Origin of the sequence: Pontiella agarivorans (assembly GCF_034531395.1) — a bacterium.
In the GTDB taxonomy this organism is placed as follows: Bacteria; Verrucomicrobiota; Kiritimatiellia; order Kiritimatiellales; family Pontiellaceae; genus Pontiella; species Pontiella agarivorans.
Window position 1 is genome coordinate 374575 of the sequence record NZ_JARVCO010000002.1, and the last position, 15849, is coordinate 390423.

16 protein-coding genes are annotated in these 15849 nt (G+C 52.3%); all 16 read left to right on the forward strand.

All coding sequences use genetic code 11. The features are described 5' to 3' along the window. Positions 1-5 precede the first annotated feature (5 nt). The 16 genes from P9H32_RS01565 (at position 6) to gmd (ending at position 15837) form a co-directional block, all read left to right on the forward strand. A complete protein-coding gene (locus P9H32_RS01565; RefSeq protein WP_322607102.1) occupies positions 6-272 on the forward strand; it encodes a hypothetical protein in 267 nt (88 codons plus the stop codon). 18 nt (positions 273-290) lie between these two features. Continuing rightward, complete coding sequence (locus tag P9H32_RS01570) at positions 291-671, forward strand: hypothetical protein (protein ID WP_322607103.1); 381 nt, start codon at positions 291-293, stop codon at positions 669-671. 5 nt (positions 672-676) lie between these two features. After that, a complete protein-coding gene (flgK, locus tag P9H32_RS01575) occupies positions 677-2065 on the forward strand; it encodes a flagellar hook-associated protein FlgK (protein ID WP_322607104.1) in 1389 nt (462 codons plus the stop codon). 16 nt (positions 2066-2081) lie between these two features. Beyond that, positions 2082-2219, forward strand: coding sequence for a hypothetical protein (locus tag P9H32_RS01580; protein WP_322607105.1), 138 nt, complete (start codon positions 2082-2084; stop codon positions 2217-2219). A 424-nt stretch (positions 2220-2643) separates the two neighbouring features. Beyond that, complete coding sequence (locus P9H32_RS01585) at positions 2644-3141, forward strand: GbsR/MarR family transcriptional regulator (protein WP_322607106.1); 498 nt, start codon at positions 2644-2646, stop codon at positions 3139-3141. 3 nt (positions 3142-3144) lie between these two features. Then, positions 3145-3687, forward strand: coding sequence for a transcription termination/antitermination protein NusG (gene nusG / locus P9H32_RS01590; RefSeq protein WP_322607107.1), 543 nt, complete (start codon positions 3145-3147; stop codon positions 3685-3687). Positions 3688-3890: 203 nt separating this feature from the next. Next, positions 3891-5729, forward strand: coding sequence for a glutamine--fructose-6-phosphate transaminase (isomerizing) (gene glmS, locus P9H32_RS01595; protein WP_322607108.1), 1839 nt, complete (start codon positions 3891-3893; stop codon positions 5727-5729). 7 nt (positions 5730-5736) lie between these two features. Then, positions 5737-6579: a 3'(2'),5'-bisphosphate nucleotidase CysQ gene (gene cysQ, locus P9H32_RS01600; RefSeq protein ID WP_431311689.1), complete on the forward strand. Its 843-nt coding sequence runs from the start codon at positions 5737-5739 to the stop codon at positions 6577-6579. 4 nt (positions 6580-6583) lie between these two features. After that, positions 6584-8368 carry an SLC13 family permease gene (locus P9H32_RS01605; RefSeq protein WP_322607110.1) on the forward strand — a complete coding sequence of 595 codons (1785 nt, stop codon included), beginning with the start codon at positions 6584-6586 and terminating at the stop codon, positions 8366-8368. A gap of 137 nt (positions 8369-8505) precedes the next feature. Continuing rightward, positions 8506-9408 carry a sulfate adenylyltransferase subunit CysD gene (gene cysD / locus P9H32_RS01610; RefSeq protein WP_322607111.1) on the forward strand — a complete coding sequence of 301 codons (903 nt, stop codon included), beginning with the start codon at positions 8506-8508 and terminating at the stop codon, positions 9406-9408. Then, a complete protein-coding gene (gene cysN, locus P9H32_RS01615; RefSeq protein WP_322607112.1) occupies positions 9408-11366 on the forward strand; it encodes a sulfate adenylyltransferase subunit CysN in 1959 nt (652 codons plus the stop codon). Before cysD ends, cysN begins: the two co-directional genes overlap by 1 nt. 46 nt (positions 11367-11412) lie before the next feature. Beyond that, a complete protein-coding gene (gene rfbD / locus P9H32_RS01620) occupies positions 11413-12294 on the forward strand; it encodes a dTDP-4-dehydrorhamnose reductase (RefSeq protein ID WP_322607113.1) in 882 nt (293 codons plus the stop codon). Next, positions 12291-13343 (forward strand): dTDP-glucose 4,6-dehydratase, encoded by a 1053-nt coding sequence (gene rfbB / locus P9H32_RS01625; RefSeq protein ID WP_322607114.1) that lies wholly within the window; start codon positions 12291-12293, stop codon positions 13341-13343. Before rfbD ends, rfbB begins: the two co-directional genes overlap by 4 nt. Positions 13344-13349: 6 nt before the next feature. After that, positions 13350-14222 carry a glucose-1-phosphate thymidylyltransferase RfbA gene (rfbA, locus tag P9H32_RS01630; protein WP_322607115.1) on the forward strand — a complete coding sequence of 291 codons (873 nt, stop codon included), beginning with the start codon at positions 13350-13352 and terminating at the stop codon, positions 14220-14222. Beyond that, the gene (gene rfbC, locus P9H32_RS01635) at positions 14222-14761 is read left to right on the forward strand and encodes a dTDP-4-dehydrorhamnose 3,5-epimerase (RefSeq protein WP_322607116.1); all 540 of its coding nucleotides are present in this window, start codon (positions 14222-14224) and stop codon (positions 14759-14761) included. Before rfbA ends, rfbC begins: the two co-directional genes overlap by 1 nt. 23 nt (positions 14762-14784) lie before the next feature. After that, positions 14785-15837: a GDP-mannose 4,6-dehydratase gene (gmd, locus tag P9H32_RS01640; protein ID WP_322607117.1), complete on the forward strand. Its 1053-nt coding sequence runs from the start codon at positions 14785-14787 to the stop codon at positions 15835-15837. The last annotated feature ends 12 nt before the right edge of the window (positions 15838-15849 follow it).

Consider the following 15849-nt stretch of genomic DNA (forward strand, 5'->3'; position numbering starts at 1 on the left):
CAGCGATGAACGTATCCGCCATTTCAATGAACGAGACCAACGCCGCCGATTTTCAGGCGCAGCAGAAACTGAAAGAAGCGTGTGACGGCGTGGAAGGGCTGTTTCTGAAAATTCTGCTCAAAGAAGGTATGCAGGGTATGCTCGAAAGTGCCGAAGGGCATTCGGGGTCGGCCCTGAGTTATGCTTTGGAGCAAACCGCCGACGAAATTGCCCGTAACAGCGATACGGGTATTGCCGAGAACATCTATGCACAGCTTTCAGCCAACCTGTAAAAAAAGCGGAGAATTTCAATGAATGATACTTGTTTGATGGGCAGAATTAAAGCACTTGAGGCTTCAGCAAGAGAGCTGCAGGACAGTTTGCTTTCGCGCGATACGGAATGTATTTGGAGCAATCTTTCCAAACAGGAGGAATCGCTTGAAGCGCTTAACCGCGTTCAGCGGGAAGCTGGGGATGGGTTGAAGGAGGAAGTTCATAATAATCCCGAAATCCGTCATCTGCTCAAGCGAAGCCTGACCGTTGTGCAGGCCAATCGGGCGTTGACGCAGCGATTCCTGGACGTGGTTGGACAGACGCTGTCGCGTCTGAGTGGCGGTGAGCCCCCGACCTATACCGGCTATGGAACTGCCGCGGTCCGCAGAGCTCCTATACTCGTGAGTCAACAAGGATAAATCGCATGTCTGGATTGAACGATCTTCTCCAACTCAGCGGCACCGGACTGCGTGCCTATCAAAATCAAATCAACGTTTTCAGCAATAACATTGCGAATGTCAGCACGAGTGGTTACAGCCGTCGTTCGCTCGATCTTGAAACAGGTATTCCTGATGATGGATTGGGCACGGGGGTTCAGTCCGGCGAGGTGTCGCGGCTCTACAATATTATGGGCCGCAATGCGCTTTTGCAGGAGTTGCCGAACGCCGGTTATCATACTGAAATGTCGACGTATCTTTCGGATCTGGAATCGCTGATCGGCGGGGGAACCGGTGGTTTGGATCAGGCCCTTAATGATTTTGAAACGGCACTGCAGGATGCGATTGCTTCGCCGGAGGATTTAGCCGCACGCACCGTATTGCTGCAAAGTGCTTCTTCACTGGCGTCTGGATTGAATCAGCTCGATAGTGCGCTGGAGAAGGTGGACAGCCTGTGGGGTACCACGGCCGATACCGTCGATGAACTCAACGGATTGACGGCTCAGCTGCAGGATTTAAATCGAAACATCACCCGTGCCGAATCGGCGGGACGATCGGTTCCGGACCTGCTTGATCAGCGCGATCAGCTTGTGCAGGAATTGGCTGCTCAGGCCAATGTGGCCGTTTCGCCGGACTACCGCATTACGCTGGGTGGGCAGGAGCTGGTCTCTGCCGACGGACTCAATCGACAGGAGCTGACGGTGGATACCGCTAATGCTTTTTCTGTGAACGGGACAGATATAACGTCATCGGTGACCGGCGGAAAATTGGCTGCACGGGTAGCTGCGGCAGATACAGCAACGGCATTGAAAAATCAGATCAATACCCTGGCCGAAACCCTCATTTCTGAGACCAATTCCGTTTTTGATACGGCTTATAATCTGAAGGGTGAACGTCCGGCGGATCTGGGCTACACCTTTTTTACCGGGACGGATGCAAGCGATATTGCCGTGGATACAAATCTTTACGACCCCGCCAATCCCATGGGGGCTCATCCTGAACGGGTGGCCCTTGCGGCAACACGCGCAAGTGACGGTCCGCCGCCGGTTCCCAACGCAGGTGACAATACAGCGGGTCTGTCGCTTTTTGCTACATTGGACGGATCACTCAGCGCACTGAACGATCAATCATTATCGGGGTTCTTGACGCAGATTGAAACCACGCTCGGTGGCGCGGTGAACGAAGAGACGCAACTGGCGGCCGGCAGTGCAAGTGTTGTCGAAATGTTCGACAATCAGATGCTCTCCGTCTCCGGCGTCAACCTTGATGAAGAACTCTTGAATCTGATGAGTGCGCAGAAAGCCTACGAAGCCTGCGCACGTGTGATGTCAACGGCAAGCAGCCTGCTAGACACCCTTATAACTCTCGGACGTTAACCCAAGGAAAAAAGTGATGAAGAAGAAGTCTAAACAGAAAGCAAAGCGGGCCAACAAACCGGCTAAAGCTCCCGTTAAGGGCAACCTCGAAGCATTATCCGATTATTTCGATTCCTACCTTACGGCTTTAGCGGTTGTGACAGCCCGGCATTAGGCGAGGATACTACCGTAGTATTTCGTGAGCGGAAAACGGGGAACGCGGATGGAAGCGGGCGGTGCTCCGTGCTGGATATGGAGTATCTCCGGTAGGGATTGTGCGGCTGGTTCTCTGTATTTTGAGATTTTGTCTCGCATAGGTGAAAGTTCTGTTGGAAGAGCTGAAGTCCGCAACGGGGTGCTTTAATTTGCCCTTACAGCAAGGGGAGGTCATGCTCGCAAATTTAACCGTCTTTCAGTCGGTTTTTCATCCAGCTCGGTTCTGTTTAGGAAAGTAACCTTTAAAGAGGTAGATCCTGTTTTGGGCATCCGGGGTTAACGGAGCCTATGCGACTTCGCCAACAAACTTCTAGCGATGACTTGCATAAATAGAACAAGTTGTCTGTTGCAATATCCGGTTTGTTCAGTATTTTTTGAACATCATGAATGATGGGGCTGCGATAATTCCGGAATTGGATGAATTGGAGAGCGAGATTATTGCTCTTTTTGTCCGGGTGGCGGATATGCTGAATCTGCCGCGTTCGGTGGGGGAGATTTACGGTCTTCTTTTTATTTCCACGGATCCGCTCTGTCTCGATGATTGCCGGGTGCGTCTCAACATCAGTAAAGGTTCCACCAGCCAGGGACTCAAAATTCTACGTTCATTCGGGGCGATCCGGGCGGTATATATTCCGGGAGACCGGAAAGACTATTATGTGGCCGAGACCTCGTTACGGAAAATCGCGGCGGGTTTCGCGAAGGAGCAGATTCAACCGCATGTGGCGAGCGGGGAGGACCGTCTGCTCCGCATTCGCGAGCTGCTGGATGACTGTGAATCGGGCAATAAAGCTGAGCTGACGGAAAAAGTGGAATTGCTGGAAAACTGGCAGTACCGGGCCGGAAAAACACTGCCGCTGCTTCTGAAACTGATCGGGAAATAAGGCATGGTATTCAATTTTCCAGAGGGTCAGCACTGGTTCGCGGTGCGTTCCAAACCGAAAAAGGAGCGGGTTGCGGCATCGACGATTGCGGCACAGCAGAGGTTGGAGGTTTTCTGTCCGCTGATCCGTTTTCGGCGCAAAACAAAGCGCGGGGCGGTTTGGTTTCAGGAAGCAATGTTCCCGGGGTATTTTTTTGTTCGTTTTGATATGGCCGAGAAGAAGCGCGCCATTGCGTATTCGACCGGTGTGTTGACGATTCCTCTTTTCAATGAGCGCTATGTGCCGATTCCGGATGAGGTCATTCATTCGATCCGCAGAGATCTGGATGAGGACGGTTCGGTTGATGCCGCCGCTCCGCTGGAAGTGGGCGAGGAAACCACGATTCTGGACGGTTCCATGCGCGGGCTGAAAGTGACCGTGATTAAAGTGATGCCGGCGGAAGACCGGGTTGCGGTGCTGCTGGAAATGCTGGGTACCATGGTGGAAGCGGAGTTTGCGACTCATGAGCTTGAGCGGCGTAATAAACTCCGGCTGAACACGGAATAGGGGTTTGGCCGGAAAATATCCAATGTCTGGATATTTCCAAAAAACAGAAAAATAGAGAGAAGGTTTCGGTTTTATACCGAACGACCGAGGGCGGCAGCGTACAAATTTTGCACGCTTTTAAAGCGTATTTCCGGAATCTGATCCTATAGGGTTCCGGGTATTGGAAGTTTTTTTAAGAAACCGAGAAGACGAGGGAATAAAGCATGTGCGGAATTGTTGGATATTTTGGAAAACGCAAAGCCGCCGATATTCTGGTGGACGGGCTTCGTCGCCTGGAATATCGGGGATACGACTCGGCCGGAGTGGCCTGTCTCTATGACGGTCGTATTGATGTGGTAAAAAATCCGGGAAAAATCGCTGATTTGCGCACGAAGGTTTTTACGCAGCCGAGCGAGACGATCTCTTCTTCGCATTTGGGCATCGGCCACACCCGTTGGGCGACGCATGGACCGCCGAATGAAATCAATGCTCACCCGCATGTTGATGCTTCCGGGCGTTTTGCACTGGTGCACAACGGGATCATTGAAAACTACAAGGATATCCGGAAGGTGCTGGAGCAACAGGGGATTACCTGTGTGTCCGATACGGATTCCGAGGTGCTGGTTCAGCTGGTGGCTTTTCTTTATAAAGGGAATCTCGAAGATGCCGTCAGTGAAGCCTTGCAGCAGGTGAAGGGAACCTACGGGATTGTGGTGATTACCGACCATGAGCCGGATAAGCTGGTGGTGGCCCGCTGCGGCAGCCCGATTGTCATTGGTCTGGGTCGCGATGAAACGCTGGTGGCAAGCGATGCTTCAGCAATTATTCCGCACACCCGGGATGCGGTTTATCTTGAAGATTTTGATATGGCGGTGATCACCGACCAGGGCATGGAAATGTGTAATGTGCACCGGGCTCCGGTCAGCCGGGAAGTCACTGCAATGGACTGGGATGAGGGGGCGGCCGAAAAGGGCGAATTTGAGCACTTCATGCTGAAGGAAATGTTTGAACAGCCTCAGGCGATCCGTAATACCATCCGTGGCCGGCTTGATTTTGAAATGGGTACGGCGGTGCTGTCCGGTCTTGATTTTTCGGAACGGGACGCCGCGCAGATTAATCGCGTTCTCGTGGTGGGCTGCGGTACTTCGATGCATGCCGGAATGGTCGGTGAATATGCCATTGAGGAAATGGCCGGAGTGAATGCCGAAGTGGAGCAGGCTGCGGAATTCCGCTATCGAAATCCGATCATTACTCCGAATGATCTGGTGATTGCCATCAGTCAGTCGGGCGAAACGGCCGACACGTTGGCTGCTGTACGGGAAGCCCGGCAGAAGGGGGCGCTGGTGGCGGGGATTTGTAATGTGGTGGGGTCAACCATTGCCCGCGAAACCGGACGCGGCGTTTATCTGCATGCGGGGCCGGAAATCGGGGTGGCTTCGACCAAAGCCTTTACGTGTCAGGTTTCAGTGATGCTGATGATGGCGCTGAAGATTGCGCGAACACGCCGCCTGGCCGGTCATGCCGGCACACAGTTTGCGCGCTGGATTCAGCGTATGCCGGAACTGGTTGAACAGGTGCTGAAACAAAACGATGTCATCAAAGCCGTGGCCCGGAAGTATGCAAAATGCGATCACGCCTTCTTTATCGGTCGCGGTTACCTGTTCCCGGTTGCACTGGAAGGCGCGCTGAAACTCAAAGAAATCAGCTATGTTCATGCCGAAGGATATCACGCGGCCGAACTCAAGCACGGACCGATTGCCCTGCTGGAAGAGAATACGCCGGTGATTGCGCTGCTGAATAATATTCCCGGCAAAGATAAGACCATGGGCAATGCGGAAGAGTGTAAGGCGCGTAATGCGCCGGTGATCGCGGTGGTCAGCGAAGGCGACGAAGCTGTTGCCGAAGGTTTTGACGATGTGATTGTGGTGCCGGATTGTCCGCCGGCCATCTGTCCGATTCCTACGGTGGTGGCGTTGCAACTGCTTGCGTATCATATTGCTGCTGCGCGGGGTTGTGAAATTGATCAGCCGCGTAATCTGGCTAAATCTGTAACGGTGGAATAAAAAAATGATGATGGAAACAGCTGTAAAAGCCGCGCTCGAAGCGGGCGATGCCATTCTGGAAATCTATGCCCGCGACTTTGAGGTGGAGTTCAAGGCGGATGAATCTCCGCTGACAGAAGCCGATAAAAAGTCGCATGAAATTATTGTTCAGGCTTTGGAGACCACGCCCTGTCCGGTGTTGTCGGAAGAGAGTAAAGCGATAGATTATGCGGTGCGCAAAAGCTGGGGAACGTACTGGCTGGTGGATCCGATCGACGGCACCAAGGAGTTCATTAAAAAGAACGGTGAATTCACGGTAAACATTGCGCTGGTGGAAAACGGGGTCCCGGTGATGGGGGTCGTATATGTTCCGGTTGAAGGCTCGCTGTATCTGGGGAGCAAGCAGGGTGCTTTTAAAGCCGTGAAGGGCGAGCATTTCCAGAGTCTGGAAGAACTGCTTGAAAAACTTCCGGATCCTGTGAATTTCCAGACTTTGAAAGTGAGCGGTGCACCGGAAGGACCGCTGAAAGTCGTGGCCTCGAAATCGCATTGTAATGATGAAACGCTGCAGTTTATTTCCGAGCTGGAAGAGGAGTACGGCGCGGCGGAGCGTGTTTCGCGCGGCAGTTCGCTGAAACTCTGCATGGTGGCCGAAGGAGTGGCGGATATTTATCCGCGGATTGCTCCGACGTGTGAGTGGGATACGGCTGCGGCGCATGCGGTGGTTACCGCTGCGGGCGGGCGCGTTTTTGAATACCGCGATGGCCTTTCCGCTGCTGCATATAAAACCGGATCGGATTCGGTTTCCGATGTTCTGTACAATAAAGAAAACCTGCTGAACCCGTTTTTTGTGGTCAGCGGCCTGAACTGATTTTATGGGCTTTGCCGAGTTATCCTGGGAGGCGTGGTTTACGCTGGGAACGATTCTGCTGATGCTGATCGGGCTGGGAGGAACCCGGATTCCGCCGGATTTTATTTTTCTGGGGGCTCTGGGGGCGTTGCTGGTGAGCGGTGTGCTCGAAACTGCACAGGCGCTGAACGGTTTCAGTTCGAGCGGCATGATTACGGTGGGCGTCCTTTATATTGTGGTGGCCGGCCTGAAGGAAACCGGCGGGCTGAACTGGATTGGAAACGGACTGCTGGGCCGGCCGAAAAATGCAAAACGCGGACTGTTGCGGCTGATGCTTCCGGTGACGGGTTTAAGTGCATTCCTGAACAATACACCGGTGGTGGCCATGTTTATTCCGGTGGTTGGAAGTTGGTGCCGGAAGATGAAATTCAGTCCGTCGCATTTTTTGATTCCGCTGAGTTTTGCTTCGATTTTCGGCGGGCTTTGCACGCTGATCGGAACCAGCACCAACTTGGTGCTGAACGGGTTGTATCAGGACCGGTTCGGTCATGGCGGGCTTTCCTTTTTTGAAGTGAGTAAAATTGGGGTTCCCTGTGCGGTAGTCGGTTTTATTTTTGTTTTTCTGTTTGCCCGCCGGCTGCTGCCGGAACGAAAGCCGGCATCGGCCGTGTTTGAAAATCCGAGGGAATATACGCTGGAGCTTACGGTTACGGCCGGCGGTTCATTTGATGGAAAAAGCATTGAATCAGCCGGTCTGCGTAATCTGTCGAACTGCTTTCTGGCTGAGCTGGTGCGCAAAGGCGAGGTGAAGAGTGCTGTTCCGCCGGATTTTGTTCTGCAGGGGGGCGATCATCTTATTTTTGTGGGCATGATTGATTCCGTGAAAGAGCTGCGCGATCTGAACGGTCTGGAGCCGGCCGCAGAGATTCTTTTTGATTTAAAGGGTTCCGATCAGGAGCGTTGTCTGGTTGAAGTCGTGGTTTCGAATACCTGTCCTTTGCTTGGAAAAAGTATTCGGGACGGCAATTTCCGTAAGCATTACAATGCGGTGGTGATTGCGGTTGCGCGCAACGGTGAGCGGGTGCACGGAAAAATCGGGGATATTGTACTGCGTCCCGGCGACACGCTGCTGGTTGAATCGCATGCCGGCTTTATTCCGCGCCAGCGCGATTCGCATGATTTTCTGCTGGTCGGTCAGGTGGAGGATTCCCTGCCGATCCGGCACAAAAAAGGACCGTTGGCGATCGGGATTCTCGTGTTGATGGTGCTGCTGGCGAGCACTTCGGTTTTGAGCATGCTGAAGGCCTCGGTGCTGGCGGCGCTGCTGATGATTGCCTCGGGTTGCTGTTCGATGGGAGCTGCGCGCAAGAGTATTGAGTGGCAGGTGCTGCTGGTGATTGGTTCCGCATTGGGTATTGCTTCGGCCATGGCCACGACCGGTCTGGCTGAATGTCTGGCACAGGGATTGATTGCGTTGGCGCCGGGAAAACCGCTGGCTTCGCTGGCGCTGGTTTATCTCGGGACGGTGCTGTTCACGCTGCTGATTACCAATAATGCGGCGGCGGCGCTGATTTTCCCGGTGGCTATGGAGACGGCGGGGTCGCTGGGTGTCAGTTATATGCCGTTTCTGATGACCATCATGATGGCGGCTTCGGCCAGTTTTATTACCCCGATGGGCTACCAGACCAATCTGATGGTCTACGGTCCGGGGGGCTATAAATTTACCGACTACGGACGGTTGGGGATTCCTTTAACGGTTTTGATGGCCCTGATTACCATTGTGCTGACTCCGATAATATGGCCGTTTTAAAAGGGGAATGTTTAAATGCTTAATAAATGGCGCGCATATTACATAAATAAAATGAGTATTTATTATAGACATAAATGTTAAATGCCGATAGGAATACTCATCTTTAAACATTCAACGACGTAATCCTGGAGAAATAAATGAGCGATTATAATCTGTCGCACCTGAAACAGCTTGAGGCGGAAAGTATTCATATTATCCGCGAAGTAGCGGCTGAATTTGACAATCCGGTCATGCTTTATTCGATCGGAAAAGACTCTTCGGTCATGCTGCATCTGGCGCACAAAGCGTTTGCCCCGGGCAAAATTCCTTTTCCGCTGATGCATGTGGATACCCAGTGGAAGTTTCAGGAGATGTACAAATTCCGGTCTCTGATGGCCGAGAAATATCAGGTGGATATCAAAGTTTGGATCAATCCGGATGGAAAAGATCAGGTCAGCCCGTTTTCGCATGGTTCTGAAAAACACACGCAGATCATGAAAACCGACGGCCTGAAACAGGCGTTGGATCACTATAAATTTGATGCCGCATTCGGCGGGGCACGTCGCGACGAGGAAAAGAGCCGGGCGAAGGAACGGGTGTACAGTTTCCGGAACGAGTTTCACCAGTGGGATCCGAAAAACCAGCGGCCGGAACTCTGGAATCTCTACAACGCCAAAATCAATAAAGGGGAGTCGATCCGTGTTTTCCCGTTGTCGAACTGGACGGAGCTGGATATCTGGCTCTATCTGCTGCGTGAAGATATTCCGATTGTCCCGCTGTACTACGCGGCCGAACGACCGGTGGTGGAGCGCGACGGTACGTTGATTATGGTGGACGATGACCGCATGCCGCTCAAAGAAGGTGAAACGCCGATGCAGAAAAAAGTGCGTTTCCGGACGCTCGGTTGTTATCCGCTCACCGGGGCCGTGGAATCCAATGCCGAAACGGTGGAGGAAATTGTGCAGGAAATGCTGCTGACAACCACCTCTGAACGGCAGGGCCGCGTGATTGACGGCGACAACTCCTCGATGGAAGACAAGAAGAAGGACGGGTATTTTTAATGAGCGAGCCAACCTACAAAATTCAGGAAGAAGATCTGATTCGGGGCGATATTTCCGAATACCTGAACCGGCATGAAACCAAGGACCTTTTGCGTATTCTGACCTGCGGGTCGGTGGACGACGGTAAATCCACGCTGATCGGTCGGCTGCTGTATGACAGCCATATGATCTACGAGGATCAGCTGGAAAAGGTCGCGAAGGATTCCAAGGTTTACGGTACTACCGATGAGGAGTTTGATCCGGCATTGCTCACCGACGGTCTGAAAGCGGAGCGCGAGCAGGGGATCACTATCGACGTCGCCTATCGTTATTTTTCAACCGATAAACGTAAATTCATTATTTCGGATTGTCCGGGGCATGAGCAGTATACGCGTAATATGGCAACGGGGGCTTCGACCTGCAACCTGGCCACAATTCTGATCGATGCGCGTTATGGCGTGATTACGCAGACCAAACGGCACAGTTTTATCTGTTCATTGCTCGGCATTAAACACGTGGTCGTTGCGGTCAATAAGATGGACCTTGTGGATTGGTCGGAAGAAAAATACAACGAGATTGTCAAAGACTACAATGCGTTTGTTGCGCGCCTCGGTTTCTCCGACATTCACTTTATTCCGATGTCTGCCCTTAAAGGCGATAACGTGGTGGAGCACAGTGAAAACCTGTCGTGGTACGATGGGCCGACCTTTCTGCACCATTTGGAAAATGTAAATATTTCAACCGACCGCAACCTGATCGATATGCGTTTCCCGGTGCAGTATGTGCTGCGGCCGAATCTTGATTTCCGTGGATTCAGTGGAACGATGGCATCCGGTGTTGTACGTGTCGGCGACGAAGTTGCGAGCCTGCCGTCGCGGCAGACCTCGAAAATTAAAGCGATTTACGGTCCCGACGGACAGATTGATGAGGCGTTTGCCGACCAGGCCATTACAGTTACGCTGGAAGATGAAATTGATGTTTCGCGCGGCAACATGCTGGTGCCGGTGAACAATGTTCCGCACATCGGAAATGAGTTTGAAGCAATGGTGGTCTGGATGCACGAAGGTGCGGCGAAATCGGGTAAAAGTTATCTGATCAAACATACCTCTTCGATGGTTCCGGGCGTTTTGTCCAGTATCCGCTATAAAGTGGATGTGAATACGATGAAGCGCGATAAGAACGAAGAAGAGGTTACTTCGCTTGAGCTCAATGAAATCGGGCGCTGTCACATTACACTGCATCGGCCGATCGCGTTTGATCCGTACGAAAAGAACCGCACCACGGGGGCGTTCATTGTGGTGGATCGTCTTACCAATGTGACGATCGGTGCGGGCATGATTGTTGACCGTATTGTTTCTAAACCGGGACATAAAAAGGCCCCGGTCAGCCAGAATATTGTGAAAAGCGAGAGTCTGGTCAGTGCGGCGGATCGTGCGAATCTGTTGAAGCAGAAGGGATCGACGATCTGGCTTACGGGACTGAGCGGTTCCGGGAAATCGACGATTGCACAGCAGCTGGAGAAGGAACTGATTGAGCAGGGGCATCTCTGCTATATTCTCGATGGCGATAACGTGCGCCACGGTCTGAACCGGGACCTCGGTTTCTCGATGGAGGACCGTAAAGAGAATATTCGCCGTATTGCTGAAGTGGCTGCGCTGATGAACGATGCCGGTGTGATTGTGATTACATCGTTTATCTCCCCTTATATTTCTGACCGCGCCGCGGCGCGTGAGGTGATTGGTGACGACTCGTTTATTGAGGTCTTTGTGGATACGCCGCTTGAAGTCTGTGAACAGCGCGATCCGAAGGGGCTGTACAAAAAAGCCCGCTCCGGAGAAATTCAGCAGTTCACCGGTATCAGTGATCCGTATGAAGCTCCGGAATCTCCGGAAATCACCATTGCCACCGCAAGCGTCGAACCTGATGCTGCCGCGGGACTGATTATCGGTGATCTGGCGAGCCGTGGAATTCTTGGCTGATCAAAAACAGACTTTCCAAACCCTGGAAAATACGTAGCATCGCCCGATGCAAAAAATTCTTATAACCGGAGCAGGGGGGCAGCTCGGAAGCGACTGCCTCAGAACCTTCAGTAATGCCGGCGAAGTGGTCGGACTGGATCTGCCGGAGGTGGATCTTTCCGATCGCGACGCGTGTCGGGCGGCATTGGACCGGATCAAACCCGGAATTGTGGTTAACTGCGCAGCCTTTACGGCGGTTGATGTCTGTGAAACAGATCCATCCTGCTGGAAAGGAAACCGTGATCTGCCGAAAAATCTCGCCGAGTGGTGCGGTGCTAACGGCGCATTTCTGGCGCATGTTTCAACGGATTATGTGTTTCCCGGAGATAAACCGCTTTTCCAGGCTCTGGAAGAATCGGAGAGGCCGAATCCGATTTCCGAGTATGGCCGTTCGAAGCTGGCCGGTGAGCAGGCTGTTACGGAAGCGACGGATCGGTTTGCGATTCTGCGTACCGCCTGGCTCTATGGTGCAAACGGGAATAATTTCCTGAAAACCATGTTGCGGCTGACGCTGCAGCATCCTGGAAAAACGTTTAAGGTGGTGAACGATCAATATGGATCGCCGACGTGGTCCATGACGCTGGCGAAACAGATCCGTGCGGTTGTTGACGCGGAGGCAACCGGTATCTTCCACGCTTCGTCTGAAGGGTATTGCACGTGGTATGATCTGGCCTCTTCTTTTCTGGATCAATTGAACATTGAACACCATTTTGTTCCCTGCACGAGCGATGAATTTCCAACGCCCACTAAACGCCCTCAGAATTCCATTTTAGAAAACGGGCATGCCAAAGCGTTGGGGCTGAATATATTCAAGGATTGGAAAACCGAGTTGGATGAATTTGTTCGTATGCACGGAGAAACCGTAATAGAGGAGATCAGGGCTTTATGAAAAGGGTTATTGTAACCGGCGGGGCCGGATTTATCGGCTCAGCCGTATGTAGGCATCTTGTAAAAGACAAAGGCTGTCAGGTACTGAATCTGGATAAACTGACCTATGCCGGCGTTCCCGAATCACTGAAGGAAATCGAGGAGAGTTCGCTCTACAGTTTTTCCCGGATGGATGTCTGCGATAAAGAGGGAGTAGCGGCGCTGTTTGCTGATTTTGAGCCGGATGCGGTTATGCATCTTGCGGCTGAATCGCACGTTGACCGTTCGATTGACGGACCGGCGGCGTTTATGGAAACCAATATCATGGGCACCTATGCCATGCTCGAGTGTGCGCGGGAATATTGGAACGGACTTTCCAATGAACGGAAAACCGGGTTTCGATTTCATCATATTTCCACGGACGAAGTGTATGGTTCGCTCGGCGCGGAGGGCCTGTTTGAAGAGACGACGCCGTACGATCCGCGGTCACCGTATTCGGCCAGTAAAGCGTCGAGCGATCATTTGGTAAAGGCCTGGTTTCATACCTATGGTCTGCCGGTGGTGATTACCAACTGCTCCAACAACTACGGGCCGTATCATTTCCCGGAAAAGCTGATTCCGCTCATTATTCTGAATGCGCTCGACGGAAAGGAACTTCCCATCTATGGGAAAGGCGACAACATCCGTGACTGGCTTTATGTGGAAGACCACGCGCGTGCACTGGTCACTGTTGTTGAAAAGGGGACGCCGGGCGAAACCTATAATGTCGGTGGCCGGAACGAGCGCACCAACCTCGAAGTCGTTGAAACCATCTGCAGTATTCTTGATGAGTTGCGGCCGAAACCGGAAGGCGGTTACAGCGATCAGATCACCTTCGTTAAAGACCGTCCGGGACATGACGCCCGGTACGCCATTGATGCAACAAAACTGGAAAATGAGTTGGGCTGGAAGGCGCAGGAGAACTTTGAAACGGGCATTAAAAAGACGGTCCAGTGGTATCTGGACAATGACTGGTGGTGGCGGCCGATTCGTGAAGGCCGTTATTCCGGTGAACGTCTGGGGAAAGGATAAGCGGTTATGAAAGGTATTATTCTCGCCGGAGGATCCGGCACACGGCTTTACCCGCTGACCCAGGTGGTCAGTAAACAGATGCTGCCGGTGTATGATAAGCCGATGATTTATTATCCGCTTTCAACACTGATGCTGGCGGGCATCCGTGAAATTCTGATCATCAGTACACCGCACGACCTTCCCTTTTTTGAAAAACTGCTGGGCGACGGTTCGCAGATCGGAATGCAATTGTCCTATGCCGAGCAGCCGAGCCCCGACGGGCTGGCGCAGGCTTTCATTATCGGGAAAGAATTTATCGGCGATGATTCCGTGGCGCTGGTGCTCGGCGACAATATTTTTTACGGGCATGGATTTCAGAAGATGCTTGAAGGTGCCGCTTTACGAGATAACGGGGCCACCATTTTTGCGTATCAGGTGGTTGACCCGGAACGTTACGGCATTGTGGAATTCGATGCTTCAGGAAAGGCACTGTCATTGGAGGAAAAACCGGAAAAGCCAAAGTCGAATTTTGCGATTCCGGGGCTCTACTTCTATGACAACCGCGTGGTTGAAATTGCTTCAACAATGAAACCCTCGGCGCGCGGTGAACTGGAGATTACGGACGTTAACAAGACCTACCTCGAATGGGGCGAACTGAATGTGCAGAATCTGGGCCGCGGATTTGCCTGGCTGGATACGGGCACACACGATGCCATGCATGAGGCCTCGAATTATGTCGAAACCATCGAAAAACGTCAGGGCCTGAAAATTTCCTGTATTGAGGAGATTGCATACCGGCTGGGCTATATCGATGAAAAGCAGCTTGTAGCAATCGGGCAGACGATGGCGAAGAATCCGTACGGGCAGTACTTACTCCGTTTGGCTGAAGGAGAGATCTGATGGAAGTTGTGGAGCTGGCTCTTGAGGGGCTGAAGTTGGTGAAGCCCCGCCGTTTCCCGGATGCGCGCGGTTTTTTTCAGCAGACCTATCACTATGAGCAGTATGCCGCCGCGGGGATCGAATCCCGTTTTGTACAGGATAACTGGTCGCGGTCAACGGCCGGTGTGTTGCGCGGTCTTCATTATCAATACCGTAACCCGCAGGCTAAACTGGTTTCAGTCATGCGTGGAGAGGTGTTCGATGTGGCGGTTGATATGCGGAAGAATTCTCCAACCTTTGGAAAATGGGAAGGCGTGTTGCTTAACGAAGAAAACGGTCATCAGCTTTTTGTGCCCCGCGGATTCGCCCATGGATTCTATGTGCTGAGCGATACGGTCGATTTTATGTACAAATGTGATGATTTTTATGCTCCCGGCGATGAATACGGGGTTATCTGGAACGACCCGGATATTGGCATTGAATGGCCGGACGGAGCGGAAAAACTAATTTCTGATAAAGATAAAGTTCTGCCTGGCATGGCAGATGCACTAGCTTTCTGATTGTTTAAAAGGAGTTGTAACCCATGAAAAAAGCGTTGATTACCGGGATTACCGGACAGGACGGATCATATCTGACGGAACTGTTGATTGAAAAAGGATACGAAGTTCACGGGATCATCCGCCGCGCGAGTTCGTTTAATACCCACCGGATTGATCATCTTTATGAAGATCAGCTCGAAGGCAACCCCCGGATGATTCTCCACTACGGAGACCTGACCGACTCATCCAACCTCAACCGCATCATTGAAAAGGTCGAGCCGGCGGAAATCTATAACCTGGCCGCGCAGTCGCATGTGCAGGTGTCCTTCGAAGTTCCTGAATATACGGCCGAATGCGATGCCATCGGAACGCTGCGGCTGCTCGATGCGATTCGCGAAACCGGTGTTCCGGCGCGTTTTTATCAGGCCTCGACGTCTGAACTTTACGGAAAAGTGATGGAAGTTCCGCAGACGGAAACCACCCCGTTTTATCCGCGCTCGCCTTACGCCGTGGCCAAGCAGTACGGATTCTGGATTGTGAAGAACTATCGGGAATCCTACGGCCTGCATGCGAGCAATGGCATTTTGTTCAACCATGAATCACCGCGCCGCGGCGAAACTTTTGTAACCCGCAAAATTACAATGGCCGTGGCCCGCATTTCGCGTGGGTTGCAGAAGTGTCTCTATATGGGCAACATCAATGCATTTCGTGACTGGGGTTATGCACCGGATTACGTTCAGATGATGTGGATGATGCTGCAGCAGGATACGCCGGATGATTATGTGGTGGCGACCAACGAAATGCATACTGTCCGTGAATTCATTGAAAAATCATTTGCCTGCGTCGATATCGAAATCGAATGGGAAGGCGAAGGGGTCAAGGAAGTCGGAAAGAACAAAGCAACCGGCGATGTCATTGTCCGCATGGATGAACGGTACTACCGTCCGTGCGAAGTGGATCAGCTGCTCGGCAACCCGGAAAAAGCCAAGAAACAGCTGGGCTGGGAACCGACCGTGAAGTTTGAAGAGCTTGTGAAGATTATGACAGAAGGCGATCTGCGTCTGCTGGATAATCCGAACTACGAAATCGGCTTTTAGCCTGTTTCAGTT

What these genes read in the sequence shown, in the direction of transcription:
- P9H32_RS01565 (WP_322607102.1), top strand. Translation starts at nt 6, where the DNA reads ATGAACGTATCCGCCATTTCAATGAACGAGACCAACGCCGCCGATTTT.
- P9H32_RS01570 (WP_322607103.1), top strand. Translation starts at nt 291, where the DNA reads ATGAATGATACTTGTTTGATGGGCAGAATTAAAGCACTTGAGGCTTCA.
- flgK (WP_322607104.1), top strand. Translation starts at nt 677, where the DNA reads ATGTCTGGATTGAACGATCTTCTCCAACTCAGCGGCACCGGACTGCGT.
- P9H32_RS01580 (WP_322607105.1), top strand. Translation starts at nt 2,082, where the DNA reads ATGAAGAAGAAGTCTAAACAGAAAGCAAAGCGGGCCAACAAACCGGCT.
- P9H32_RS01585 (WP_322607106.1), top strand. Translation starts at nt 2,644, where the DNA reads ATGAATGATGGGGCTGCGATAATTCCGGAATTGGATGAATTGGAGAGC.
- nusG (WP_322607107.1), top strand. Translation starts at nt 3,145, where the DNA reads ATGGTATTCAATTTTCCAGAGGGTCAGCACTGGTTCGCGGTGCGTTCC.
- glmS (WP_322607108.1), top strand. Translation starts at nt 3,891, where the DNA reads ATGTGCGGAATTGTTGGATATTTTGGAAAACGCAAAGCCGCCGATATT.
- cysQ (WP_431311689.1), top strand. Translation starts at nt 5,737, where the DNA reads ATGATGGAAACAGCTGTAAAAGCCGCGCTCGAAGCGGGCGATGCCATT.
- P9H32_RS01605 (WP_322607110.1), top strand. Translation starts at nt 6,584, where the DNA reads ATGGGCTTTGCCGAGTTATCCTGGGAGGCGTGGTTTACGCTGGGAACG.
- cysD (WP_322607111.1), top strand. Translation starts at nt 8,506, where the DNA reads ATGAGCGATTATAATCTGTCGCACCTGAAACAGCTTGAGGCGGAAAGT.
- cysN (WP_322607112.1), top strand. Translation starts at nt 9,408, where the DNA reads ATGAGCGAGCCAACCTACAAAATTCAGGAAGAAGATCTGATTCGGGGC.
- rfbD (WP_322607113.1), top strand. Translation starts at nt 11,413, where the DNA reads ATGCAAAAAATTCTTATAACCGGAGCAGGGGGGCAGCTCGGAAGCGAC.
- rfbB (WP_322607114.1), top strand. Translation starts at nt 12,291, where the DNA reads ATGAAAAGGGTTATTGTAACCGGCGGGGCCGGATTTATCGGCTCAGCC.
- rfbA (WP_322607115.1), top strand. Translation starts at nt 13,350, where the DNA reads ATGAAAGGTATTATTCTCGCCGGAGGATCCGGCACACGGCTTTACCCG.
- rfbC (WP_322607116.1), top strand. Translation starts at nt 14,222, where the DNA reads ATGGAAGTTGTGGAGCTGGCTCTTGAGGGGCTGAAGTTGGTGAAGCCC.
- gmd (WP_322607117.1), top strand. Translation starts at nt 14,785, where the DNA reads ATGAAAAAAGCGTTGATTACCGGGATTACCGGACAGGACGGATCATAT.